The organism is Microbacterium sp. CCNWLW41 (genome assembly GCF_037083505.1).
The window spans coordinates 537,482-562,567 of the sequence record NZ_JBAOJP010000004.1; the positions used below are offsets into that span (position 1 = coordinate 537,482).

At 71.3% G+C, this 25,086-nt stretch carries 24 protein-coding genes; 4 read left to right on the forward strand and 20 right to left on the reverse strand.

The genetic code is table 11. The annotated features are described in order from the left end of the window. Window positions 1-6: 6 nt before the first annotated feature. The 12 genes from V6R91_RS17760 to V6R91_RS17815 all read right to left on the reverse strand — a co-directional run bounded on the left by V6R91_RS17760 (window position 7) and on the right by V6R91_RS17815 (window position 12,715). On the reverse strand, window positions 7-519 hold the full coding sequence (locus V6R91_RS17760) for a GNAT family N-acetyltransferase (RefSeq protein WP_336396277.1): 513 nt from the start codon (window positions 517-519) through the stop codon (window positions 7-9). Next, window positions 516-1,607 (reverse strand): 3-dehydroquinate synthase, encoded by a 1,092-nt coding sequence (aroB, locus tag V6R91_RS17765; RefSeq protein WP_271061763.1) that lies wholly within the window; start codon window positions 1,605-1,607, stop codon window positions 516-518. The genes V6R91_RS17760 and aroB overlap by 4 nt, the downstream gene beginning before the upstream one ends. Beyond that, a complete protein-coding gene (locus V6R91_RS17770) occupies window positions 1,604-2,176 on the reverse strand; it encodes a shikimate kinase (protein WP_336396278.1) in 573 nt (190 codons plus the stop codon). The genes aroB and V6R91_RS17770 overlap by 4 nt, the downstream gene beginning before the upstream one ends. After that, complete coding sequence (gene aroC, locus V6R91_RS17775; RefSeq protein WP_219084724.1) at window positions 2,169-3,392, reverse strand: chorismate synthase; 1,224 nt, start codon at window positions 3,390-3,392, stop codon at window positions 2,169-2,171. The genes V6R91_RS17770 and aroC overlap by 8 nt, the downstream gene beginning before the upstream one ends. 4 nt (window positions 3,393-3,396) lie before the next feature. Beyond that, window positions 3,397-4,251: a shikimate dehydrogenase family protein gene (locus V6R91_RS17780; protein WP_271061760.1), complete on the reverse strand. Its 855-nt coding sequence runs from the start codon at window positions 4,249-4,251 to the stop codon at window positions 3,397-3,399. Further along, on the reverse strand, window positions 4,245-5,699 hold the full coding sequence (gene mltG / locus V6R91_RS17785; protein WP_336396279.1) for an endolytic transglycosylase MltG: 1,455 nt from the start codon (window positions 5,697-5,699) through the stop codon (window positions 4,245-4,247). The genes V6R91_RS17780 and mltG overlap by 7 nt, the downstream gene beginning before the upstream one ends. Before the next feature lie 2 nt (window positions 5,700-5,701). Then, the gene (gene ruvX, locus V6R91_RS17790) at window positions 5,702-6,175 is read right to left on the reverse strand and encodes a Holliday junction resolvase RuvX (protein ID WP_336396280.1); all 474 of its coding nucleotides are present in this window, start codon (window positions 6,173-6,175) and stop codon (window positions 5,702-5,704) included. Continuing rightward, window positions 6,172-8,832: an alanine--tRNA ligase gene (alaS, locus tag V6R91_RS17795; RefSeq protein ID WP_336396281.1), complete on the reverse strand. Its 2,661-nt coding sequence runs from the start codon at window positions 8,830-8,832 to the stop codon at window positions 6,172-6,174. The genes ruvX and alaS overlap by 4 nt, the downstream gene beginning before the upstream one ends. 67 nt (window positions 8,833-8,899) lie before the next feature. Then, a complete protein-coding gene (locus tag V6R91_RS17800) occupies window positions 8,900-9,097 on the reverse strand; it encodes a hypothetical protein (RefSeq protein WP_067246992.1) in 198 nt (65 codons plus the stop codon). 133 nt (window positions 9,098-9,230) lie between these two features. Beyond that, window positions 9,231-9,860: a 30S ribosomal protein S4 gene (gene rpsD, locus V6R91_RS17805; protein WP_219084729.1), complete on the reverse strand. Its 630-nt coding sequence runs from the start codon at window positions 9,858-9,860 to the stop codon at window positions 9,231-9,233. 179 nt (window positions 9,861-10,039) lie between these two features. Then, window positions 10,040-11,338 (reverse strand): acyltransferase family protein, encoded by a 1,299-nt coding sequence (locus V6R91_RS17810; protein WP_336396282.1) that lies wholly within the window; start codon window positions 11,336-11,338, stop codon window positions 10,040-10,042. Window positions 11,339-11,347: 9 nt separating this feature from the next. Then, the gene (locus V6R91_RS17815; RefSeq protein WP_336396283.1) at window positions 11,348-12,715 is read right to left on the reverse strand and encodes a replication-associated recombination protein A; all 1,368 of its coding nucleotides are present in this window, start codon (window positions 12,713-12,715) and stop codon (window positions 11,348-11,350) included. Between the two features lie 111 nt (window positions 12,716-12,826). On the opposite strand from V6R91_RS17815, the gene V6R91_RS17820 reads away from it, so the two are divergent. The 3 genes from V6R91_RS17820 to V6R91_RS17830 all read left to right on the forward strand — a co-directional run bounded on the left by V6R91_RS17820 (window position 12,827) and on the right by V6R91_RS17830 (window position 15,354). After that, complete coding sequence (locus V6R91_RS17820; protein WP_336396284.1) at window positions 12,827-13,228, forward strand: hypothetical protein; 402 nt, start codon at window positions 12,827-12,829, stop codon at window positions 13,226-13,228. A 98-nt stretch (window positions 13,229-13,326) separates the two neighbouring features. After that, complete coding sequence (locus V6R91_RS17825) at window positions 13,327-14,685, forward strand: DUF349 domain-containing protein (RefSeq protein ID WP_271062693.1); 1,359 nt, start codon at window positions 13,327-13,329, stop codon at window positions 14,683-14,685. Window positions 14,686-14,763: 78 nt separating this feature from the next. Beyond that, window positions 14,764-15,354, forward strand: coding sequence for a hypothetical protein (locus V6R91_RS17830; RefSeq protein WP_336396285.1), 591 nt, complete (start codon window positions 14,764-14,766; stop codon window positions 15,352-15,354). On the opposite strand, the gene V6R91_RS17835 is transcribed toward V6R91_RS17830, so the two are convergent. The 8 genes from V6R91_RS17835 to V6R91_RS17870 all read right to left on the reverse strand — a co-directional run bounded on the left by V6R91_RS17835 (window position 15,333) and on the right by V6R91_RS17870 (window position 24,020). Further along, window positions 15,333-17,582 (reverse strand): RelA/SpoT family protein, encoded by a 2,250-nt coding sequence (locus V6R91_RS17835; RefSeq protein WP_271062691.1) that lies wholly within the window; start codon window positions 17,580-17,582, stop codon window positions 15,333-15,335. The genes V6R91_RS17830 and V6R91_RS17835 overlap by 22 nt on opposite strands. A 65-nt stretch (window positions 17,583-17,647) precedes the next feature. Further along, complete coding sequence (gene secF, locus V6R91_RS17840; RefSeq protein WP_336396286.1) at window positions 17,648-18,643, reverse strand: protein translocase subunit SecF; 996 nt, start codon at window positions 18,641-18,643, stop codon at window positions 17,648-17,650. Then, entirely contained in the window at window positions 18,643-20,373 is a 1,731-nt protein-coding gene (secD, locus tag V6R91_RS17845) for a protein translocase subunit SecD (RefSeq protein ID WP_336396287.1), read from the reverse strand. The genes secF and secD overlap by 1 nt, the downstream gene beginning before the upstream one ends. A 38-nt stretch (window positions 20,374-20,411) precedes the next feature. Next, a complete protein-coding gene (locus V6R91_RS17850) occupies window positions 20,412-20,825 on the reverse strand; it encodes a preprotein translocase subunit YajC (RefSeq protein WP_336396288.1) in 414 nt (137 codons plus the stop codon). A 91-nt stretch (window positions 20,826-20,916) separates the two neighbouring features. Next, window positions 20,917-21,945 (reverse strand): Holliday junction branch migration DNA helicase RuvB, encoded by a 1,029-nt coding sequence (gene ruvB, locus V6R91_RS17855; protein ID WP_378818837.1) that lies wholly within the window; start codon window positions 21,943-21,945, stop codon window positions 20,917-20,919. Further along, window positions 21,938-22,564, reverse strand: a complete 627-nt coding sequence (ruvA, locus tag V6R91_RS17860; protein WP_336396289.1) for a Holliday junction branch migration protein RuvA — start codon at window positions 22,562-22,564, stop codon at window positions 21,938-21,940. The genes ruvB and ruvA overlap by 8 nt, the downstream gene beginning before the upstream one ends. Window positions 22,565-22,573: 9 nt before the next feature. After that, window positions 22,574-23,146 (reverse strand): crossover junction endodeoxyribonuclease RuvC, encoded by a 573-nt coding sequence (gene ruvC, locus V6R91_RS17865; RefSeq protein WP_336396290.1) that lies wholly within the window; start codon window positions 23,144-23,146, stop codon window positions 22,574-22,576. A gap of 115 nt (window positions 23,147-23,261) precedes the next feature. Further along, window positions 23,262-24,020 carry a YebC/PmpR family DNA-binding transcriptional regulator gene (locus V6R91_RS17870; protein ID WP_336396374.1) on the reverse strand — a complete coding sequence of 253 codons (759 nt, stop codon included), beginning with the start codon at window positions 24,018-24,020 and terminating at the stop codon, window positions 23,262-23,264. Between the two features lie 136 nt (window positions 24,021-24,156). Here V6R91_RS17870 and V6R91_RS17875 point away from each other — a divergent pair, with 136 nt between their 5' ends. Next, window positions 24,157-25,080 carry a phosphotransferase gene (locus tag V6R91_RS17875; protein WP_336396291.1) on the forward strand — a complete coding sequence of 308 codons (924 nt, stop codon included), beginning with the start codon at window positions 24,157-24,159 and terminating at the stop codon, window positions 25,078-25,080. The last annotated feature ends 6 nt before the right edge of the window (window positions 25,081-25,086 follow it).

A 25,086-nucleotide genomic window follows, 5' to 3' on the forward strand; every position in this document is an offset into this window, starting at 1 on the left:
ACGGTATCAGCGGCTCGGCTCCAGCTCGCGACGCATCACGTACTCCCGGCCGATCGACGCTTCGGCGATCTCCCCGGTGCGGACGAAGCCGTTGCGCGCGTAGGCCGCCTGCGCCCGCGCGTTGTCCACGTGGACGTCGAGGGCGAGCGCGGTCGCTCCCGCGTCGGCCGCCCACCGGGCGGCCTCGTCGAAGAGCGCGTCGATCGTCCCGGTGCCGCGGCGCCCTTCGGCGACGTACACCCCGACGACGAGGCCGGTGCGCTCAGGCCCATCGGCGTGGAGGACCGTCAGCGTCGCGCACCACTGCCCCGTGTCTTCCACGGCGATGAACTGCGCGGCCCCCGTACCGACCGCCGCGTTGGCCGCGCGCAGTCGCCAGAAGTCGTCCGGCTGTGCGGATGCCCCGGCCACGGTGTCCAGGAAGGCGATGCCGGCGGCCGGGTCCGCGAGGGCCCGCAGGCGGAGGTCACGTACCTGCTCCCACTCGTCCATGCGGATCCTGCGGACCTGGACCGTCATGCACCGACCTCCTGGTAGGCCGCGAACAGCAGCGTCTCGTCGGGCGCCTGCAGCACCGTGGGCTTGGCGAGGTCGTCCAGCACGATGAATCGGAGCATGCCTCCGCGGGTCTTCTTGTCGCGCTGCATGGTCGCCAGAAGCTGGGACCATGCGCCGGCGCGGTAGGTGCGCGGAAGGCCGAGGAGGTCGAGGACCGTGCGATGCCGGTCGGCCACGGCGTCCGAGAGGCGACCGGCCAGGCGTGACAGCTCGGCGGCGTACATCATCCCGACGGAGACCGCCGCGCCGTGGCGCCACTGGTAGCGCTCGGAGTGCTCGATGGCGTGTCCGAGCGTGTGTCCGTAGTTGAGGATCTCGCGCTGGCCCGCCTCCCGGAAGTCCTCGGACACGACACGGGCCTTCATGTCGATGGCCAGCTCCACGGCGCGCCGGAACTCGTCCGTGGCGGGATCCAGCGCACGCTGCGGGTCCGCCTCGACGATGTCGAGGATCTCCGGTGCCCAGATGAAGCCGGCCTTGACCACCTCGGCGAATCCGGCGGTGGCCTCGTTGGGGCTGAGACTGGTGAGCTCGTCGAGGTCGCCGACCACGGCGCGCGGCGCCCAGAAGGCACCGACGAGGTTCTTCCCCTCCGCGGTGTTCACACCGGTCTTCCCGCCCACTGCGGCGTCGACGAGTCCCAGCACCGTCGTCGGCACCTGGACGACCTGCACGCCCCGCAGCCACGTGGCCGCGACGAACCCGGCCAGGTCCGTGACCGCGCCTCCGCCGTATCCGATGACGGCGTCCGTCCGGGTGAAGTCCGCCTGCCCCATCACCTGCCAGCAGAAGGCCGCGACCTCGATGCGCTTGCCCTGCTCGGCGTCGGGGATCTCCGCCAGGAGCACCTCGCGCGGGCCGTCGGCGGTGTCGGCGAGCAGACGGTCCCGCAGCTGCGCGGCCCGGCCGGAGAGGGTCGGGGGGTGGACCACGAGGACCTTGCGCACGGCGGGGTCCAGAGCGCGCGAGACGTCGTCGAGGATGCCGCGCCCCACCCTGATGTCGTACGCGTCGCGTCCCGTGACCGGGATCACCGTGCTGTCGCTCATGCTCGTCCTCTCATCCATTCGACGATCTGATCCGCCACCCGCGTCATCGGGACACGGGACGTGTCGAAGACCGCATCCGCCACCTCGGCGTACCACGGGGCCCGCTCCTCGGCGATACGCCGCCACCGCTCCAGCGCCGACTCGGGCGATGCCTCCGTCTCCCCGGCCGCTCCGGAGAGCAGCGGGCGGGACGATCCGGCGATCCGGTCCGCCACCGCCTCCGGCGACACGGTGAGCAACACCACCGGCACGGGACGCAGGAGCTCGCGGACCGACGCCGTCACAACCGCGCCGCCGCCCAGCGAGACGACGCCGCCGCTCTCGAGCGCCTCCGCGACCGCGTCGCGCTCCCAGAGCCGGAACTGCTGCTCGCCATGCTCGGCGAAGATCGCCGGGATCGGGCCGTGCCGCCGGGCGATCGCCTTGTCGGTGTCCGTGAACCGGGTGCCGAGCCCGCGCGCGACGCGACGGCCGACGCTCGTCTTGCCGGCTCCCATCGGGCCCACGAGCACGACGACGTCGTCGGCCGTCGTGCCGGCGCGGGTCTCCCGTCCAGGATCGTCAGTCATCGTGCAGCAGAAGCGCCGCCTCGGACGCCGGTGCGGTGCGCAGCTCCTCGGGGATGGCGGCGAGGTACGACTCCAGGTTGCGGCGGGTCTCCCCGACGCTGTCGCCGCCGAACTTCTCGAGGACCGAGCGAGCCAGCTCGATGGCGACCATCGCCTCGGCCACCACGCCCGCCGCGGGGACGGCGCACACGTCCGAGCGCTGGTGGTGCGCCGTGGCCGGCTCGCCCTCGGCGACGTCGACCGTCCGCAGCGCGTGCGGGACCGTCGCGATCGGCTTCATCCCGGCGCGGACGCGCAGGACCGTCCCCGTCGACATGCCGCCCTCGGTGCCTCCCGCCCGATCCGACCCGCGCGTGATGCCGTCCTCGGCGAGGAAGAGCTCGTCGTGGGCGGCCGATCCGCGCCGCCGCGTGGTTTCGAACCCGTCACCGACCTCGACGCCCTTGATCGCCTGGATGCTCATCAGCGCCTGCGCGAGGCGGCCGTCCAGCCGTCGGTCCCAGTGCACGTGGGAGCCGAGCCCGGGCGGGAGCCCGTACGCCAGCACCTCCACGATGCCGCCGAGCGTGTCCCCGTCCTTGCGTGCCGCGTCGACCTCGGCGACCATGCGCGCGGACGTCTCCGCGTCGAAGCAGCGCAGCGGATCCGCATCGAGCGCCGCGACGTCCGTCGGCGACGGGAGCGGTGCGCCCTCGGGAACCTGCACCGGGCCGATCGAGAGGGTGTGGCTGACCAGCTCGATGCCCAGCTCGGACAGGAAGGATCGGGCGACCGCTCCGAGGGCGACGCGCGCGGCTGTCTCCCGGGCGCTCGCGCGTTCGAGGATCGGGCGTGCTTCGTCGAATCCGTACTTCTGCATGCCGACGAGGTCCGCGTGGCCCGGGCGCGGACGTGTCAACGGGGCGCTGCGGCCCCGGGACCGGTCGGTGATCTCGACCGGCTCGGGGTTCATGACCTCGACCCACTTGGGCCACTCGGTGTTGCCGATCCGCAGGGCGATGGGGCTGCCGAGGGTCTTCCCGTGGCGGACGCCGCCGGAGATCGTGAGCTCGTCCTGCTCGAACTTCATCCGCGACCCGCGCCCGTACCCGAGCTTTCGCCGTGCCAGATCCGCCTGGATGGCCTCGGAGGACAGCGGGACGCCGGCCGGAAGTCCCTCCATGACGGCGATGAGTTCGGGGCCGTGCGATTCGCCGGCGGTCAGGACGCGGAGCATTGCTCTAGTCTCCCATGACGGCGCGGCGCATCTCCGCCACGATGACGTTCTCATTCGGCAGCGGCTCGTCGAGCTCGCCGGAGACGAACACGCGGACCTGGAGCACCGCCTGATGCAGGAGCATCCCGAGACCCGGAAGCGCTGGCGCGTCGTCCCACGCGGAGGCCAGAGCGGACGGCCACGGCGCATAGGCGACGTCGAACAGCGCTCCCCCGGTCGCCGCGAGGCGGGCGGTGGCGCGCGGGTCCAGTGCCGCCCCTCCCGGCAGCGTGGCGATCGTGAGATCGACCGCGTGTTCCGCGGCGTCGAACGGGATGACCTCGACCGGGAGACCCAGCTGCGCCGCGATGCGCCGAAGCGGACCGCCGGCCTCCGGGCGGCGTGCGGCGACCTCCACGCGCTCGGCGCCGAGCTCGGCCGCGGCGACGAGCGCCGACGCGGCCGTCGCCCCCGCGCCGAGGATCCGCACCGAGCCCGCGCCGGAGACTCCGGCCTCGGTCAGCGCGCGGACCAGCCCGCCGACGTCGGTGTTCCAGACGTGTCCTCGTCGCGGCCCCTCGAGGACCACGGTGTTGGCGGCGCCGGTGAGGACGGCGTGCCGGTCGCGGTGCCGAGCCCAGGCGAACGCCTCCTCCTTGAGCGGCATCGTCAGGGAGAGCCCGTGCCAGCGGCCGTCCAGACCGTCCACGGCCACCCGGAAGCCCGCGGCGTCGACCCGACGACGGCCGTAGTGCCAGTCGAGGCCCAGGGCCCGGTAGGCGGCGCCGTGCAGGGCCGGAGACCGGCTGTGGTCGATCGGATCCCCCCAGACCGCCAGCAGACGGGAGGCACGGGACGCGGCCTCCTCGTCGCTCAGCATCCGGAGTCGGGGTTCTCGGTGCACCACTGCCGCCACTTGTCGATGGCTGCCTGGTGCTCCTCGTAGGTCTGCGTGAACACGGTCTCGCCGGTGTCCAGGTTGACGGTCACGAAGTACAGCCACGGACCCGCCACCGGGTGCATCGCCGCGTCGATCGCGAGATCACCGGGGTTCGCGATCGGCGTGGCCGGCAGCCCCTGGACGACGTAGGTGTTCCACGGGTTGTCGTCGTGCTGGGCCTCCTCCGACGTGCTCGCGGATCCCTTGTGCAGCTCGCCGTAGCCGTACTGGGCGGTCGAGTCCATCTGCAGCATCATGTCCTGATCCAGCCGGTTCTGGATCACGCGGGACACCTTGTAGAAGTCGTCCTGCGCGCGGGCCTCGCGCTCGATGATCGACGCGATCGTCAGCACCCGCTGTTCGTCGCCCGCAGGCACTCCGGCGGCCGCCAGCGACTCCCGGGTCCGCTCGACGAGCTTCGCAAGGATGTCGTGCGCGCTCGACTCCGGCGCGAACTCGTACAGGGCGGGGAACAGCCACCCTTCCAGAGACGGCGCATTGACGCCGAACGATGCCGGATCGGCCGCCGCAGCCTGGAGCTGGTCGAGCGGGACCGCGAGGCTCTCCGCGATGGTCTGCAGCGTCGCCTCGACCGTGAGCCCCTCGCGGATCAGCGCCGAGTTCTCCATCTTGTTCTCGCCGGACTGCATGGCCTCGATCACGGCCTTGGCGGTCATCTTCTGCTCGAACTTGTAGACACCCGGGAAGAACGTGAGGGAGGTGCCCTGATCGACCAGGGTGTCGTAGAACACGTCCTCGGTCTTGGTCACCCCGGCGCGGTAGAGCGCGACGGAGACGTCGGCTCCCGAGTCGCCCTCGCTGATGGTGACGAGGGCCTCGCCCGTCGCCTCGCCGGGCTCGTAGTCCTTCGGCGGTCCCCAGCCCATGACCTCGTTGATCTTGTCGCCGTAGGTGTTCATCACCCAGACGCCGCCGACGACGGCGCCTCCCACCAGGACGAGGAGGATGATGAGGGCGATCAGGCAGCCGGCACGGCGTTTGGGCTTGGCCGGCTTCGTCGTCTCCTCCTCCTGGGCGAACAGGTCGTCCAGGGTCGCGCGCGGCTCGGCCGTCACGACGACCGGAGCAGCCTGCGTGGCGGTGTCCACCCGCTTCGCAGTGGTCGGCGTCGTCGTCTCCGTGGCGCCCGATCCGCCGCCCTCCGCCGCGGCGGAGGCCGGCTCCGGAGGCAGCCCCTGCGCGACACGAGCCGCCTGGTCCTTCGCCTCGCGGGCTGCGGCAGCACGCGCGGCCCGCCGCGATCCCGGGGTGGGACCCTCGTTCGCCGACGCCGTCTTCTCCGGCTGCTTCGGGTCCGGCAGCGATCGGAAGAGGTCGTTCAGCGAATCCGCTCCGGACTCAGGGGAAGGATCGGGGCGATCAGGCATGTTCAGGGGGTCTCCTCGTCGAGCGTGATCAGGGTTCCGGTCGGGATGCCGGTGCTCTTCTCGATGTCGACGGCCTGCTGCAGCAGCACCACGGCGGCGACCTGATCCACAATGCCACGAGAACCCCGTTGCGTGCGACCGGACGCCCGCAGGGCGGCGTGCGCCGTCACCGTGCTCAGCCGCTCGTCCACCAGTCGGACCGGCACTCCGGTCCGGCGTGCGACGGCGGCGGCGAAACCGCGCGCGTCCTGAGTGGATGCGGTGTCCTCCCCGCGGAGGTTGATCGGCAGACCCACCACGATCTCGACGGGCTCGTACTCGACGGCGAGCTCGTGCAGGCGGGCGACGGACGCATCGTCGCGCGGAACGGTCTCCACGGGCACCGCGAGCAGACCGTCGGGGTCGCAGCGGGAGACGCCCACACGACTGCGCCCCACGTCGATGCCGAGCCGCACCCCGCGCCGGAACCCGCTCACGCGCGGCGCAGCTCCTGCTCGATCGCCGTGAAGGCCGCGGGCAGCTCCGCACGATGCTGACCGCCGCCCTGGGCGACGTCGTCCCGACCGCCCCCGCCGCCGCCGAGCACGCCGGCGGCGAGCTTCGCGAGGGCCCCGGCCTTCGCACCCGCCGAACGCGCCGTCTCCGTCGTCGCCACGACGACGAGCGGACGCCCGTTGGCGACGCCCGAGACCACGCTCACTCCGGTGTCCGCGGACAGGGCGTCGCGGACACCGATGGCGACCTCGCGGACCTCGTCCGCCGTCTCCACCTCGCCGAGATCGTGCGTCACGAGACGGAATCGCCCGACCTCGGCCGCGGACTGGGCGATCGCCGGCACACGTCCGGCCCGTTCCTTCGCCTCGAACTGGGCGATCCGCTTCTCGGCGGCCTTGAGCTGGGCGGCGATCTCGGCGATGCGCGCAGGGAGCTGCTCCCGCGGCGTCTTGAGCGAGGACGTGAGCTGCGACACGATGGCGCGCTCGGCGGCGAGCTCGCGGAAGGCGTCCGCTCCGACCAGCGCCTCGATGCGGCGGTTAGAGGCGCCGACCGACGACTCGCCGACGAGGTTGATGAGCCCGATCTCCGCGCTCGTGGAGACGTGGGTGCCCGCGCAGAGCTCGCGCGACCACGGCCCGCCGATGTCGACCATCCGGACCCGGTCGCCGTACTTCTCGCCGAACAGCGCCATGGCGCCCGCGGCCTTCGCCTCGTCCAGGGACAGCACGCGGGTGGTCACCTCGAGCGAGTCCTGCACCGCGCGGTTCGCGATGTCCTCGATCTCGCTCCGCGTCTCGGACGACAGGGCCTGCCCCCAGGAGAAGTCGAAGCGCAGATAGCCGGCGCGGTTGAGCGAGCCGGCCTGCGTCGCTGTCGACCCCAGCGTGTCGCGCAGGGCGGCGTGGACGAGATGGGTGGCGGAGTGGGCCTGACGGGCGGCCCGCCGGTTCGCGGCGTCCACCACGGTGGTCGCGGCCGCGTCGACCGAGACCAGCCCCTGGCGCACCTCGACGGTGTGGCTGATCAGACCGGGAACGGGGCGCTGCACGTCGAGCACGTCCAGCACGAAGCCGGCCCCCGTGATCGTCCCCTTGTCGGCGACCTGCCCGCCGGACTCCGCATACAGGGTGGTCTCGGCGAGCACGATCTCGGCCACCTGGCCCTCGCTCGCGCTCGGCGCCGGCTGGCCGTCGACGAGGATCCCCAGCACGCGGGACTCGGTCTCGAGCTGCTCGTAGCCGAGGAAGGCGGTCTCGCCCTGCGCGCGCAGGTCGCGGTAGACGGAGACGTCCGCGAGCTGGCGCTTGCGGCTCTTGGCGTCCGCCTTCGCCCGGGCGCGCTGCTCCTGCATGAGGGTGTCGAAGGCCGTTCGGTCGACGCTGAGCCCGGCCTCCTCGGCGATCTCCAGTGTCAGGTCGATGGGGAAGCCGTAGGTGTCGTGCAGCAGGAAGGCCTCGGAGCCGCTGAGCGTCTGCCCGCCGCCCTTCTTGGTCTCGTCGAGGGCCAGATCCAGGATCGTCGAGCCCGACGCCAGCGTGCGCAGGAACGTCTCCTCCTCAGCGAAGGCGGCCGTGGACAGCTGTGCCCAGTCCGTCTCCAGCACCGGATAGGCGCTCTTCATCGCGTCGCGGGAGACGGCGAACAGCTCCGGGAAGGTGGGCGCGTCCACGCCCAGCAGACGCATCGAGCGGATCGTGCGGCGCATCAGCCGCCGGAGGATGTAGCCGCGTCCCTCGTTGGAGGGGCGCACGCCGTCCGAGAGCAGCATGAGCGAGGAGCGGACGTGGTCGGCGATGACGCGGAACCGGACGTCGTCCTCGTGCGCGACGCCGTAGCGACGACCCGAGAGCTCGACGGCGCGGTCCAGGACCGGACGCACCTGGTCGGTCTCGTACATGTTCTCGACGCCCTGCTTCAGGAAGGCGACGCGTTCGAGCCCCATGCCCGTGTCGATGTTCTTCTGCGGGAGCTCGCCGACGATGTCGAACTCGGTCTTGCTGCGGACGTTCTCGATGAAGTCCTGCATGAACACGAGGTTCCAGATCTCCAGGAAGCGCGAGTCGTCCACGGCCGGCCCGCCGTCCTTGCCGTACGCGGGACCCCGGTCGAAGAAGATCTCCGAGTCCGGGCCGCCCGGGCCCGGCTGCCCGGTGTTCCAGTAGTTGTCGGCGCGGCCGAGGCGCTGGATGCGCTCCGGCTTGAGCCCGATGGCGTCTCGCCAGATGGACTCGGCCTCGTCGTCGGTCTCGAAGACGGTGACCCAGAGGTCCTTCTCGTCGAACCCGAGCCCGCCGTCCGCCTCCGAGGAGGTCAGCAGCTCCCAGGCGTAGCGGATCGCTCCCTCCTTGAAGTAGTCGCCGAACGACCAGTTGCCGAGCATCTGGAAGAAGGTCCCGTGCCGGGCGGTCTTCCCGACCTCCTCGATGTCGTTCGTGCGGATGCACTTCTGGACGTCCGCGATCCGGGGGTGCGGCGCGGGCACGACGCCGGTCAGGTACGGGATGAAGGGAACCATGCCCGCCACCGTGAAGAGCAGGGTGGGGTCGTCGCTGACCAGGGAGGCCGAGGGCACGATCGTGTGCCCGTTCTTCTCGAAATAGGTCAGATAGCGCTGGGCGATCTCCGCGGTCTTCATCGGTGTGTGCAGTGTCCTTCGATCGACGGACGCCCTGGGCGTTCGCGGGTGGGGGGAAGAGGGGCGGTCAGGCGTCTTCGGAGCGCTGCGCCTGGCCGAGGCGCGCCTCCTGCTCACGGAACGCGTCCCCGAGGATGCCGGTGAACTCGCTGATCCGTGCGTCGACCTCGGCGAGGATGTCGTGTCCTCGAGGGTCCTTGTTCATGAAGTGGGCCGCGACGAAGCCGCCGATCACGCCGATCAGCAGCCATAACAGGTTCTTCATCTCGTCACCTCCGGGAGCAGGCCGCGAAGCACGGCGTCCTCCATCGTATGCGGAAACGGCGGAAGGCGCCGGGTTCCCCCGGCGCCTTCCGTCTGTGCGCTGCTCTGCGAGCCGCACGACCCTTAAGAGTCGCTCAGCGAGCCGCGTAGTACTCGACGACGAGCTGCACGTCACAGGTCACGGGGACCTCTGCGCGCTTCGGGCGACGCACCAGGCGCGCCTCCAGCTTGTCGAGGGCCACCTCGAGGTAGGCCGGAACCGGGGGGAGGACCTCCGCGTGGCCGCCGGCCGCCGCGACCTGGAAGGGCTCCAGCGACTCCGACTTCGGCTTCACGTGGATGAGCTGGCCCGGCTTCACGCGGAACGACGGGCGGTCGACGAGCTGGCCGTCGACGAGGATGTGGCGGTGCACGACCAGCTGGCGGGCCTGGGCCGTGGTGCGGGCGAAGCCGGCGCGCACGACGAGGGCGTCCAGACGCATCTCGAGCAGCTCGACCAGGTTCTCACCGGTCAGGCCGTCCTTGCGGCGAGCCTCGTTGAACGCGATGCGCAGCTGCTTCTCGCGGATGCCGTACTGCTCGCGCAGACGCTGCTTCTCACGCAGACGGACGGCGTAGTCGCTGTCGGCCTTGCGCTTGGTGCGGCCGTGCTCGCCCGGAGCGTAGGGACGCTTCTCGAGGTAGCGGGCGGCCTTCGGGGTGAGGGCCACGCCGAGGGCGCGGGACAGACGGACCTTGCGGCGGTCCTGGGACTTCGTGACCACGAAGCATTCCTTCCGGTGACGCGGCCGTGTCTCTCACGGCTCGCGGACGTATCGTCTCGATTCCGCCCTTCCCAGGCGCACGCCGGGGCGCATGGAAAGGTGGTGCAGGAGTGGAGAGATGCCCGAAAACTCGGTTTCGAGCCGCTCAAGCCTATCAGAATGCGGGACGCGCCCGCCCCTCAGGCACCGGGCACCGGGACTCGGTCGGCGTCGGAACGGCGCGATCGCGTCGCACGACCGGCACCGGGGCCCCCGGCGGTCAGCCAGCCGAGGACGGCCGCCAGCAGGGCGAGCGCCCCGGCCGTGCCCGGGACGAGGTAGCCCTGGGTGAGCACCCAGCCGACGCTGCCGACGACCCCGAAGGTCGCCGCGATCGCCGCCCACAATGGCATCGCGCGGTCCCGCTCCGGCGGCCACCGCCGCTCCCACCGCGGCACGACGAGGCAGAGTCCGGCGATCACGAGCACGATCGCGAGGAACCAGGGGATCCTCGTGAGCCACCAGGGCGTGGACAGCACCGCGGGGAACGGCAGCCCCAGCGCGAGCTGGATGCCGACCACCACGGCCATCGCGACCGTGTGCCAGAGATAGATCGTCATCCCGTGCATGCCGAGGGCGCCGACCGCCAGCAGGGCGGGGCGACGACGCATGATCGCCCGGATGGCGGGCTGCAGCAGGGTGAAGAGGCATACCTGGGCGAGCCCGAGCAGGAGCAGCAGCACCGTCGGCGGATTGAGGTTGTCGATCATGTCGGCGGAATAGCCCAGCCCGAACACCGCGACCGCCATCAGCGCGTAGGCCCCTCCGGCGAGGGCGAGGAGCACTGCCCTCGGCCGCCGCGAGAACCACTGATCCCGCACGCCGAACCCCAGCTGCTGGACGAACAGCCACACGAACAGCCAGTTGAGGGCCCCGACCGGCACGCCCGCGGCGCGGTCGACGAGGTCGACGATCACCGCCAGCCCCGCGAGGCACAGGTAGGTGGGCCACGCGGCGCGGTGGTGCAGCCACGCCATCAGAGGGACGAACGCGGTGCAGATCGCGTACACCGCGATGAACCACAGCGGCTCGGCGAGCCGGAACGCGAAGGTCCGGAGGAACTCGGCGTCCGCCCCGCACAGCGCCAGGACCCCCAGGGTCGCGAGGACCCCCAGCATCGCCGATAGCACCGGCCGGGCCAATCGCAGCGTCCGCACCCGGATGTACTCCGCGGCGGACTGGCCGTGGTGGCGGAGCCGTCGCCAGGTCGTGATGCCCGCGAATCCCCCGGCGATGAAGAACGTGGGCATGATCATGCCCACCCAGGTGATCGCGGCCAGCGGCGGCCAGTCCGCCAGCGCGTTGAACGCCCGTGGCGGGTTCCCATCGATGCCCATCTGCAACGCATGCAGCACGACGACGACGGGGAGGCACACCGCGCGGACCGCGTCGATGGACAGGTCGCGGTCGGGCGGGATGCGCGGGATCGCTCTGGTCACGCGCCCACTCTAGGACCCCGGTCCGCCGGCGCCCGGCCCCCACCGTTCGCCGAGAATCCGACGGATCTTCTCCAGCCGCGCGTGCACGTCCCGCTCGGCTCCGAGCTGCTTGGGCTCGTAGTACCGGCGACCGCGGAGTTCGTCCGGCAGGTACTGCTGTGGCACGATGCCGGCCTCGGTGTTGTGGGGATAGGCGTACCCGCGACCGTGGCCCAGGCGCTTGGCGCCGGGATAGTGCGCATCGCGGAGATGAACCGGCACCCGCCCGAACCCGCCCGCACGCACGTCGGCGATCGCGGCGTCGATCCCCACGTACGCAGCGTTCGACTTCGCGGTGGTCGCCAGATAGATGGTCGCCTCCGCCAGGGGGATCCGTCCCTCGGGCATTCCGATGAACGCGACCGCGTCCGCGGCGGCCACCGCGATGCCGAGCGCCTGAGGGTCGGCGAGCCCGACGTCCTCCGCCGCCGAGATCACGATCCGTCGCGCGATGAAGCGCGGGTCCTCCCCCGCCTCGATCATGCGCGCGAGATAGTGCAGCGCGGCATCCACGTCGGAGCCGCGGATGGACTTGATGAAGGCGCTGATCACGTCGTAGTGCTCGTCGCCCTGGCGGTCGTACCTCAGCAGCGCACGGTCCACGGCCTGCGCGACGTCGTCCGCCGTCACCTCGGGCGTCGCGCCGTCCTGAAGGCGCTCCGGTGACGAGGCCACCGCCACCGCGGCCTCCAGCCCCGTGAGGGCGCGCCGCCCGTCCCCGGACGCGAGACGGATCAGCGCCGAGCGCGCCTCGTCCTGAAGGACCACGGCATCGTTGAAGCCGCGCGGGTCGGCGACGGCCCTGTCCACGAGCGTCCCGATGTCATCGTCGGTCAACGGCTGCAGCGTGAGCAGCAGCGAGCGCGACAGCAGCGGTGAGATCACGGAGAACGAGGGGTTCTCCGTGGTCGCGGCGATGAGGATGACCCAGCCGTTCTCGACGCCGGGCAGAAGGGCGTCTTGCTGTGCCTTCGTGAAGCGATGGATCTCATCGAGGAACAGGATGGTGCTCTGCCCGTACAGGTCGCGCTGCGTGAGGGCGTCCTGCATCACCTCGCGGACGTCTTTGACGCCGGCCGTGATCGCGGACAGCTCGACGAATCGACGCCCCGAGGAGCGTGCGATGGCCTGCGCGAGGGTCGTCTTCCCCGTGCCCGGCGGGCCCCAGAGGATCATGGAGACCGACCCCGCGTTTGTCGCCGCGGGATCGGCGAGCGTGACGATCGGGGACCCCGGCCGGAGCAGATGACCCTGGCCCGCCACCTCGTCCAAGGACACGGGGCGCATCCGCACGGCCAGGGGCGTCTGGCCGGACAGGAGGGGCGCGGGCGTGGTCATTCCCCCAGGCTAACGCGCGGCACCGACAGCGCCGCCGGCACGCATCGCGGTCCGTGCACGGTCCCGCTGACGCGTCGCGATAGGCTCGATCCCCGACACCCAGGAGGATCCATGGCCGGACGCCGCCCCCGCAACGCCCGTGACCGACAGGCACGCGTGGACCAGGAGCGGGCACGACTGCACGCCGCACGGACGCGGTGGCGCGAGGGCGTCATCTCCCGCCGCCGCCGCGACAACCTGGTCGCCGTCGTCGCGGGCGCCGCCATCGTGATCGCGGCCGTGGTCAGCCAGGCCGTGCACGCCCAGGTCGCGTCCCCTGCCCCCACGCCGACGCCGACCACCTCCCCCACGCCGACGACGTCGCCGAGTCCGTCCCCGACCACGACCGGCACCCCTTCCCCGGCGCCATCGGGCTCGCCGACTCCGTCCGGGACCCCGACGCCCGCGGCCACGCCGTCCGCGACGCCGACGACGGCTCCTGCCCCGACGCCCACCCGCACGTCCGCCGACTGATCCTCGTCACGGCGTCCTGTGCCGCGTCCGTCCGCCGTATTAGGCTGAGCCTTGTCCTTTCCGCCTCCCGCGGTCCTGCCGCGCAAGGAGTTCCCATCGTGTCTGCCGAAGAGTCCGCGAACAGCCCCGTCCCCGCCCCGCCGAGGATCCCGCGGCCGAGTCCGTCCGCACTGAAGCCCGCCGCTGCCGCGGTTCCCGCGGCGCCGGTCGTCCCGGCCGTGCCGTCCGCCGACGCCTCGGAGTGGGGTCGTGTCACCGACGACGGGACCGTCTCCGTCCGAGAAGGCGACGACTGGCGCGTGGTCGGCCAGTATCCGGACGGCACGCCGGCCGAGGCGCTGGCCTATTTCGCCCGCAAGTACGAGGACCTGGCCTTCAAGGTGCGCGCGCTGGAGCAGCGGCATCAGGCCGGGGGCGCCGCCGCCGGCGACCTCGCGAAGCAGGCCCGCCATCTTCTCGGCGAGGTCACCGACGCAGCGGCCGTGGGCGATCTGGCCGGCCTCCGGGCACGACTCGACGCCCTCGTCGCCTCGCTGGCCGACGCATCGGCTGCGGAGGCCGAGGAGGCCAAGGCCGCGCTCGACCAGGCCATCGCGGACCGCACCGCCCTCGTGGAACGGGCCGAGGCCATCGCTGCGCAGGACCTCTCCTCCGTGCAGTGGAAGAAGGTCACCGCCGAGGTGACCGAGCTCTTCGACAGCTGGCAGGCTCAGCAGCAGTCGGGGCCCCGCCTCCCCAAGGGCGTGGCGAACCAGCTGTGGAAGCGTTTCCGTGACGCGCGCGCGACGGTCGACCGCCAGCGGCGGGCCTTCTACGCCGAGCTCGACGAGAACCACAAGGCGGCCCGCGACCGGAAAGCGCGCCTCGTCGAGCGCGCCGAGGCGCTCGCGCCCCGCGGCGTGGACGGCATCCCCGCGTACCGTGGTCTGCTCGACGAGTGGAAGGCCGCGGGTCGCGCCGGACGCAAGGCCGACGACGCCCTCTGGGCGAAGTTCAAGGCCGCCGGCGACGCCCTCTACGCCGCCCGCGCCGAGCAGTCCGCTGCCGAGGAGGCCGAGTCCGCTCCGCGCATCGAGGCCCGCACAGCGCTGCTCGAACAGGCGAAGGCCGTGGCCGACGAGGCCGACCTCGGCAAGGCGCGGGCTCTGCTCACGCGCATCCAGCGCCAGTGGGACGAGGTCGGGCGCATCTTCCCGCGGGACAAGGAGCGCGCGCTCGACGACAAGCTGCGCGTCATCGAGCAGGCGCTGAAGACCCGCGAGGACGTGGACTGGAAGCGGAACAACCCCGAGACGAAGGCACGGGCCGGCGACATGAGCCGTCAGCTCGTCGAGGCGATCGAGAAGCTCGAGTCCGAGCGCGCCGCCGCGGAGGCGGCGGGCGATGCCAAGGCCGTCGCGGCCGCCGACGAGGCGCTGTCGGCCCGGCGTGCCTGGCTGCGGGCGCTCGAGGGCTGAATCCCTCGCGCGGTCGGCTGTCCACAGGGCGGGGGTCTTCGGACCACCCGCCCTGCGCGTGTGCGGCACACTGAGCGGATGCATCCCGTCTTCCTCTATCGTCCGGGCGACCGCCTCTCCGAGGCCGAGCTCTGTGCCGCCCGGCTGGACGGCGACGTCATCGACATCGACGACGTGTTCGTGCCGGCGGATCTCGTCGACTCTCCCGCGCTGCGGGCGGCGGTCCTCGTCGCCCACCGGCAGGGACGAGAGCGGCTCGCCTTCACCGGCGCCAGCGCGGCATGGGTCCACGGGGCCGGCGATCGGCCGCCGCACCGACACGAGGTGCAGCCCGTCGGCGACCGGCGGGTACGGATCCCCCCGTCGCCACGGGTGCTCCTGCACGACCTGCGCCTGGATCCGCGCGACACGGTCGCGATCGGCGGAGCCCTCGTCGCGACGCCCGTGAGGACCCTCCTCGACCTCGTCCGCGGCATCGCGAGGCGCCCCGGAAACGCGGTCTGGGCACGCGCGCTCATGTCGGTGCGGCCCGACATCCTGGACGAGACCGCCGACCGCCTCGACGCCTATCGCAGGACCCCTGGTCATCGCCAGGCGCGAGCGTTCCTCGACGCCGGCCTCCGGGAGCCCTCAGCGGCGCGGCCGCCTCAGGACGACGTGACCCGGTAGACGTCGTAGACGGCATCGATCCTCCGCACCGCGTTCAGCACGCGGTCGAGGTGCACGGTGTCGCCCATCTCGAACACGAACCGGCTCAGAGCCAGGCGGTCGGACGTGGTCTGCACCGTCGCCGAGAGGATGTTCACGTGGTGCTCGCTCAGCACACGGGTCACGTCGGAGAGCAGCCCGGAACGATCCAGCGCCTCGACCTGGATCTGGACGAGGAACACGCTGCGGGTGGTCGGGGCCCACTCCACGTCCACGAGCCGATCCTTGTCGGCGGACAGGGCCTTGACGTTGACGCAGTCCGCCCGGTGCACCGACACGCCGCTGCCCCGGGTGACGAAACCCACGATGTCGTCACCGGGCACGGGGGTGCAGCACTTGGCCAGCTTGACCAGGATGTCGGCCGCACCGCGCACGAGGACGCCGGAGTCCGCCTCGCGGGGGATCCGAGCACGACCGGGCGCCGGGATGTCGATCGCACCGGTGTTCGTGTCCTCGTCGCCGCCGACGAGGGCCGTCACCTTCTCCAGCACGGACTGGGTGGAGACGTGCCCCTCCCCGACCGCGGCGTACAGGGCCGAGACGTCCTCGTAGCGCAGCTGCTGCGCGACCTCGGCGAACGACTCCTGGCTCATGAGCCGCTGGAGAGGCATGTTCTGGCGACGCATCGCCCGGGCGATCGCCTCCTTGCCCTGCTCGATCGCCTCTTCGCGCCGCTCCTTCGTGAACCACCCGCGGATCTTGTTTCGCGCGCGCGTGCTCCGGACGAACGTGAGCCAGTCCTGGCTCGGGCCGGCGTCGGGGTTCTTCGAGGTGAACACCTCCACCACGTCGCCGCTCTTGAGCACCGACTCCAGCGGCACCAGCCGCCCGTTCACCTTCGCGCCCATCGTCCGGTGGCCGATCTCGGTGTGCACGGCGTACGCGAAGTCGACGGGTGTGGCGCCGGAGGGCAGGCCGATCACGCGGCCCTTCGGGGTGAAGACGTAGACCTCCTTCGCCCCGATCTCGAAGCGGAGGGAGTCCAGGAACTCGCTGGGATCGGCCGTCTCGGCCTGCCAGTCCGAGATGTGCGCCAGCCACGCCATGTCGGTGTCCGAGGCACGCAGCTCGGTGCGTCCGCCGTTCATCCGTTCCTTGTACATCCAGTGCGCCGCGACGCCGAATTCCGCCTGCTGGTGCATCTCGTGCGTGCGGATCTGGATCTCGACGGTGCGTCCGCCCGGACCGATGACCGTCGTGTGCAGCGACTGGTAGAGATTGAACTTCGGCGTCGCGATGTAGTCCTTGAACCGGCCGGGCAGCGGCGTCCAGCGGGCGTGGATGGCACCGAGGACGGCGTAGCAATCGCGCACGGTGCCGACCAGCACCCGGATCCCGATGAGGTCGTAGATGTCGTCGAACTCGCGCCCGCGCACGACCATCTTCTGGTAGACGGAGTAGAGCTGCTTCGGGCGGCCCGCCACCTTGCCGCGCACGCGGAGATCGCGCAGGTCGCTCTCGACCGCCTCGACGACCTCGCCGATGTACTTCTCGCGCTGCGGTGTGCGCTGTTTGATGAGACTGTCGATCTCCGCGTAGATCTTCGGGTGCAGGACTGCGAACGAGAGGTCCTCGAGCTCGGACTTGATCGCCTGGATACCGAGGCGGTGCGCGAGCGGGGCGTAGATCTCCAGCGTCTCGGTCGCCTTGCGCGCCGCCTTCTCAGGCGGCACGAAGCCCCAGGTGCGGGCGTTGTGCAGCCGGTCGGCCAGCTTGATGAGCAGGACCCGGATGTCCTTGGACATCGCGACGATCATCTTGCGGACGGTCTCCGCCTGCGCGCTGTCGCCGTACTTCACCTTGTCGAGCTTGGTGACGCCGTCGACCAGCATCGCGACCTCGTCGCCGAACGTCGCCGTCAGCTCCGTGAGGGCGTAGCCGGTGTCCTCCACCGTGTCGTGCAGCAGCGCCGCCGCGATCGCGCGCGGCCCGAGACCGAGCTCGGCCAGGATCTGCGCGACCGCCATCGGGTGCGTGATGTAGGGCTCGCCGCTCTGGCGCTTCTGTCCCTCGTGCTTCTCCGCCGCCACCGCGTAGGCGCGCTCGATGATCGCGAGATCGCCGCGGGGATGGTTCTGCCGGACCGTGCGGATCAGGTTGTCGAGGTCGTTGATCCGCGGGGCGCGCGAGAAGATGCGCGGAACCAGCCGGCGCAGGCTCGATCCCTGCGCGGTGCTCGCCTCGCTCATGCGCCCACCTCCCCGAGAGTGAACATCCTACGCGCGCGCGACACCGCGAGGACCGCCGGCACCGATCAGGCCTGCGCCGTCGTGACCGCGCGTTCCCGCGCCTCGGCCACCCGCCGGTCGTGCTCCGCGATCGACCCCTCCTTCTCACGGAACAGCGAGTACAGCGGCGCTGCCACGAACAGGGTCGAGTACGTCGCGACGAGGATGCCGACGAAGATCGACAGCGAGATGTCGGTGAGCGTCTCCGCCCCGAGCCACACGGCGCCGATGAACAGGATCGCCCCGACCGGGAGCGCCGCCACGATCGACGTGTTGATGGAGCGGATGAGCGTCTGGTTCACGGCGAGGTTCACCGACTCCCCGAAGGTCCGACCGGATCTGATCCCCTCCTCGGACGTGTTCTCGCGGATCTTGTCGAACACGACCGTGGTGTCGTACAGGGAGTAGGCGAGGATCGTGAGGAAGCCGATGACGGCCGCCGGCGAGATCTCGAAGCCGAAGGCGGCGTAGACGCCGACCGTGATGACGAGCACGTCCAGCAGACCGATGATCGCCGCGGCGGACATCTTCCACGTCCGGAAGTAGATCGCCAGGATCAGGAAGGTCAGGGCCAGGAAGATGGCCAGGCCCCACAGCGACTGCCGGGTGACGCTCTCCCCCCAGCTGGGTCCGATGAACGACGAGTTGACGGCGTCCGGCTCGACCCCGTAGGCCGAGGCCAGCGCCTCGGCGACCTCGTGGGTCTCCGCGTCGGTCATCTGGTCGGTCTGGACGCGGATGTCCTTGCCGCCGACCGTGGTGACCTTCGTGGTCGCACCGGGCACGACCGTCCGGACGGCCTCGCCGGCCAGGGACTGGTCCGTGGTGGACGGGGCCTCGACCGTGAACTGCGAGCCGCCCGTGAACTCGATCGAGAACTGGATCGGCCGGAACAGCGGCACGAGGGCCGATCCGACCACCAGGAGGATGGCGAGGACGAACCACAGCCGGCGCTTGCCGACGAACGGGAACGAGGTCTTGCCGCTGTAGAGGTCGTTTCCGAACTGATTCATGGACCGCATCAGGCGTTCTCCTCCGGGCCGCCCGCGGCGGGTCTGTCGTTCACGAGGGTCTCCGCGCGCTTGCGCTCCGCGATCGTCTGGCGACGCTCCGCCTCGCCGCGCGAGCGCCCTGCCCGCGCCGCCTTGCCCATCGAACCGGCGGCGACCGCCCGGTACTGGGTGCGGGTGCGATACACGGCGCCGAGGGCCTCGGGGTCCATGCCGGAGAGGGGGTGGCCGTCGCCGAAGAACCGCGTGCGGGCCAGCAGCTGCATAACCGGGTGCGTGAAGATCACGAAGATGAACACGTCGATGATCGTCGTCAGGCCGAGAGCGAAGGCGAAGCCCTTCACCGTGGCGTCCGCGAGGATGTAGAGGACCACGGCTGCGAGGATGTTGATCGACTTGGAGATGTAGATCGTCCGCTTGGCACGGCCCCAGCCGTCCTCCACCGCGCTCGTGATGGACTTGCCGTCGCGCAGCTCGTCCCTTATTCGCTCGAAGTACACGATGAACGAGTCGGCGACGAATCCGATGGACACGATCAGACCGGCGACGCCGGCCAGGGAGAGCCGGAATCCGAGGCGCCATGCCAGGATGCAGACGATGATGTACGTCAGCACCGCCATCACGGCGATCGAGGCGATGATGACGAAGCCGAGGGCGCGGTAGCTCAGCAGCGAGTACACCGCGACCAGGCCCAGGCCGATCAGGCCCGCGATCAGGCCGATCTGCAGCTGCTGGGATCCGAGGGTGGCCGAGACCGTCCCCGAGCTCTGCACCTCGAAGCTCAGCGGCAGGGCGCCGTAACGCAGCTGATCCGCGAGCGTCTTCGACGTCTCCTGCGTGAACGACCCGCTGATCGACGGCTTTCCGTTGAGGATGATCCCGTTCATCTGCGGGGCGGAGATCACCTTGCCGTCGAGCACGAAGGCGAACTGGTCACGGGGCGTGAGTCCCTGACCCTTGTAGCCGAACAGACGCTGGCTCACGTCCGCGAAGGCCTTTGTGCCCTTGTCGTCGAACGTCAGGTTGACGACCCAGCGGCCCGAGTCCTGCTCGCGACCGTTGGTCGCGTCGTCGATGGACGAGCCGTCGAGTGCCACCGGTCCGAGCAGGTACTTGACCTGACCCGCCGGGTCGCACGAGATCAGCGGCTGGTCCCCCGGTGCGCCCGCCGGGTCCTGGTCCGTGGCGGAGCACGGTGTGGACAGGAACTCCGCCTGGAGCTTCTCGGTGATCCACGCCAGGTCGCTGCCGTCCGTCGGCTCCGGGGAAGGCGTCGACGGCATGGTCTCGTTCGGCGTCGGGTACGCGGTCTCGTTGCCGTCCTCGCCCACGAACGACGTCGCCGGGCTGGTGGCGGCGAGAACCGGGCGCAGCTCGAGCTTCGCCGCGGACTGGATGCGGTTGCGCGTCTCCTCGTCCGCGGTGCCGGGGATCTGGACGACGATGTTGCGCCCGCCCTCGGTGGTGATGTCCGACTCGCCGACGCCCGCGGCGTCCACGCGCTGGCGGATGATCGCGGCGGCCTGGTCCAGCTGCTCCTGGCTGGGGTCGGCGCCGTCCTCGGTCTGGGCGCCGAGGATGATCTGCGTCCCGCCCTGGAGGTCGAGCGCGAGCTCGGGGGTCCACGAGCTCTTTCCGAAGCCGTACACGCCGATGGCGTTGATGCCGAACAGCACGGCGGTGGCGATCAGGAGGCCGAGCAGGACCCGCCAGGCGTGCTTGACGGGAGAGGAAGATGCCACGGAGTCTCAGGGCTTTCTGTGCGGGGCGTGCGCGCGAGTCACTTGTCGTCGTCGGAGTCGCGCTCCAGGCGGGCGCGCGTCTCCTCCGGCGTCTCGACGCTCGGTTCGGCCGGAGCGTCGCCGGACGGCTCGCGCTCGTCGAGCGGCGTCACCGGCGTCTGCGGCGCCGGCTCGTCCGTGACGACGCGCAGGATCGCCTGGGAGTGGACGTCGATGACGACGCCCGGGGCGACCTCGATGCGCGCCGGCCGGTCCAGGTTCTCCGGGTCGAACTCGACGATCGTCCCGTAGAGCCCGCCCTGCAGGAGCACGCGGGCGCCGGGGACGCTCTCGCGCTGCTTCTCCTCCTGCTCCGCCTTCATCTTCTGGTTCCGCTTGCGCGTCGAGAAGATCATGAAGACGAGGAGGAGGGCCAGTACGAAGAAGAGGCCGTACTGGGAGAGGAAGGTCATGAAGGCGTTGTCCATGCGAGTGCGTGGCCTTTCAGCGCGTGCGCGCCGCCCTTGGCGGGCATCGGGGAACGAGGGGTGAAGTCTTCAGCGATTATAGGTCATCGAACAACGCGGACCCCTCGGGATGCGCCACGCCCAGGTGCGCGTACGCCGCGGGCATCGCGATCCGCCCTCGCGGCGTGCGGCCCATGAAGCCGATCCGCACCAGGTACGGCTCGACCACGCTCTCGACGGTGTCCGCCTCCTCGCCGACGGAGACGGACAACGTACTGAGCCCCACCGGGCCGCCGCGGAAGCGGCGCACCAGGGCGTCCAGCACCGCCCGGTCGAGACGGTCGAGCCCCAACGGGTCGACGTCGTACAGCTCGAGGGCGGCGCGGACGTCCTCGAGCGTGGCGGCGTCTCCCCCGCCGTGCACCAGGGCGTAGTCGCGCACGCGCCGCAGCAGTCGGTTCGCGATGCGCGGGGTGCCCCGGGAGCGGCGCGCGATCTCCGTACGCGCCGCGGACGGCACCTGCACGCCCATCACCACCGCCGACCGCTCGACGACCTGTTCCAGCTCATCGGCCTCGTAGTACTCCAGGTGGGCGGTGAAGCCGAACCGGTCGCGCAGCGGGTTCGGCAGGAGGCCCGAACGGGTCGTCGCGCCCACGAGCGTGAACGGCGCGAGCTCCAGCGGGATGCTCGTCGCACCGGCGCCCTTGCCCACCATGATGTCGATCCGGAAGTCCTCCATCGCGAGGTACAGCATCTCCTCCGCGGAGCGCGCCATGCGGTGGATCTCGTCGATGAAGAGCACCTCGCCCGGGGTGAGGCTGGACAGCAGCGCGGCGAGATCCCCCGCATGCTGGATCGCCGGGCCGCTCGAGAGCCGGAGCGCACGTCCGCTCTCGTGCGCGACGATCATCGCGAGCGTGGTCTTGCCCAGTCCGGGAGGCCCCGAGAGCAGGATGTGATCCGCCGGTCGGCTCTGGATCCGGGCGGCCTCCAGCAGCAGCTTCATCTGCCCGCGGACCTTCTGCTGGCCGACGAACTCCTCGAGGCTGGTGGGCCGCAGCGCCCCCTCCATCGCCAGCTCGATCTCGTCGACGGCCTCGCCCACGTCGCGCGGATCAACCACGGCCGCTCCCCGGTGCAGGCTGCTGGGCCGGCCCGAGCGTCGCCAGCGTCCGCCGGAGCAACAGCGAGACGGAGCCGAGCTCGGTGACGCTGGCGCCGTCGGTGCTCTGCGCGGCCGCCTCCGCGGCGACCTTCTCCGACCACCCCAGCCCCACGAGCGCCGCCACCAGCTGCTGCACGATCTCCGTGGGCGCGGACGAGGCGGCCGGCGCAGGAGCCGGTGGCGCGAGCTTGCCCGCCAGCTGGACGACGATCAGCTTCGCGGTCTTCGGCCCGATTCCGGACACGCGACGGAACGGCGCATCGTCGTCGTCCGCTACGGCCGCGGCGATCTGGTCGACGGAGAGGTGCGAGAGCACGCCGAGCGCGGACTTCGGCCCCACGCCGGTGACGCTGAGGAGGTGCCCGAACACCTCCAGCTCGGTCGCCTCCGCGAAGCCGAACAGCGACAGGGAGTCCTCCCGCACGATGAGCGAGGTGTGCAGCAGGATCTGCTCGCCCACCCGCGCCGTGTGCGCGACGTCGCCGGGGACCGCGACCGAGAACCCGACGCCGCCGACCTCGACGACGACCGAATCGGAGGCCGTGGCCAGGACGGTGCCACGCAGGGAGGAGATCATCGTCCCAGTCTAGGCCCTGGCTCGTACGTATGTTCGAGCGACACGCTCCGCCTCGGCCCAGGCCTTCTGGGCGGGCGTCGCGGCGACGTCGGATCCGGTCGCCGCCCCCCGCCGCCACGCGTGGCACAGGGCGATCGCGAGAGCGTCCGCCGCGTCGGCCGGCTGAGGCGGCGCGTCGAGGCGGAGGATGCGGGCGATCATCGCCTGCACCTGCTTCTTGTCCGCGGACCCGTATCCCGTCACCGCCGCCTTTACCTCGCTGGGTGTGTGCGTGGCCGCCGGGAGGCCCGCCTCGGCCGCCACGAGCAGCGCCACGCCGCTCGCCTGCGCCGTTCCCATCACCGTCTGCCGGTTCTGCTGGGCGAACACCCGCTCCACGGCCACCGCATCCGGACGATGCACGGCCATGACCTCGCGGATGCCGGCGGCGACGGCGGCCAGACGCTCGCCGATCGGGGCGTCCACCGGGGTTCGGATGACGTCGACGTGCACCAGCGTGCCGCGCCGCCGCGCGTCGACGTCGACGATGCCCACACCGCAACGGGTGAGACCGGGGTCGATGCCGAGGACGCGTCTGCTCACCGTCCCAGGCTAGGCGCGCCGCCGCCCACCGGGGCGACGGCGCGCCCGTCGCGGTCGTCAGGAACGCACGCCGCGCGGTCCCGCCGGATCCGGGGTCCGCCGCGCCGCCTCCGCGTCAGTCGTCGTTCTCCAGCTCGGACTGCACCTCGGGCGTGAGGTCGAAGTTGCTGAAGACGTTCTGCACGTCGTCACTGTCCTCGAGCGCGTCTATGAGGCGGAACACCTTCCGCGCCGTCTCGGCGTCGACCTCGACCTTGAGGTTCGGCACGAACTCGACGTCGGCGGACTCGTACTCGATGCCCGCCTCCTGGAGCGCGGTGCGGACGGTGACCAGATCCGTCGCCTCGGTGATGACCTCGAACCCCTCGGCGTGGGGCTCGACCTCCTCGGCGCCGGCCTCCAGCACCGCCATCATCACGTCGTCCTCGGTGGTTCCCTCGGAGCCCACGACGATGACGCCCTTGCGGGTGAAGTTGTAGGCGACGCTGCCGGGGTCGGCGAGCGTGCCGCCGTTGCGGGTGAGCGCCGTGCGCACCTCCGCGGCCGCGCGGTTCTTGTTGTCGGTCAGACACTCGATCATCAGCGCGACGCCGTTCGGGCCGTAGCCCTCGTACATGATCGAGGTGTACTCGACGGCCTCGCCGCCGATGCCCGCGCCGCGCTTGATGGCACGGTCGATGTTGTCCTTCGGGACCGAGGTCTTCTTCGCCTTAAGGACGGCGTCGAAGAGGGTCGGGTTGCCCTGGAGGTCGGGGCCGCCGAGCTTCGCCGCCACCTCGATGTTCTTGATGAGCTTCGCCCACGACTTCGCACGGCGCGCGTCGATGACCGCCTTCTTGTGCTTGGTCGTGGCCCACTTGGAATGCCCGGACATAGATCTCCGCTCGTCTTCGGCCTGCGGGTCCGCCCGCAGGGCGTCGTCCATTCTAAAACGTCCGGGCGCGCCGTGCGGGGATCCCGGGGTCACGACGGAAACCGCGCACTCGTCCGGTCCGTCATAGGATCGCGGGATGCGCATGGGTGCCGAACGTCTTCGACCGGAGTGGAGTGCTCTCCCGGAGGGGCTGCGTGCGCGGATCCTCGCGGCCCTCGGCGGGACCTATGTCTCGGACGCGCCCGCACACGGCGGATTCAGCGCCACCTACGCCGGCGTCGTCCGCACGACCGGGGGCGTCGGCTTCGTCAAGGCGATCGGCCATGGCGGCCACGCCGACTCCCGGGACTTCCTCCGGCAGGAGATCGCCGTCCTCACCCGGACGGAGGTATCGACCGCTCCGGGCTTGCGAGCCGGGATCGACGACGACTCGGGGATCGCCCTCGTGACGGAGGCGATCGACGGCGTGCATCCGGGGTCGCCCTGGACGCCGGCCCAGCTCCATGCCGTCGCCGAGGCCCTGCGCACCGTGGCCGAGTCTCCCGCGCCGGCGGGGCTTCCCGAGGCCGCCTCGTCGATGCCGTCCCGCTTCCGGCGCTGGGGCCGGATCTCCGCCGACGCGGACCTGCGACAGGGGCTTCCGGACGCGGTGCGGCGCCGCCTCCCGGACCTCGTCCGCATGGAGCAGCGGTTCCCGGAGGCCGTGGCCGGCACCCGCCTCGTGCACGGCGATCCGCGCGCCGACAACATCCTGCTCCAGGGGACACGCGCTCGCCTCCTCGACTGGCCGCATGCCCTGGCCGGCGCGCCGTGGCTCGACCTCCCCCTCCTCCTGCCGTCCGTGGAGGCGGGCGGCGGGCCGCGGTGCGAGGAGGCGTGGGAGACCTTCCGGCAGCACGGCGCACCGGCCGCGTCGGAGCTGCTGCCGATGATCTCCGCCTTCGCCTCGTTCCTGTGGTTCGAACAGGCGCAGGCGGAGATCCCCGACCTGCCCGGGCTGCGCGCCTTCCAGCGGGCGCAGGCGGTGCCCGCCCTGCGCTGGATCGGCGACCTGCTCTGACCGCGG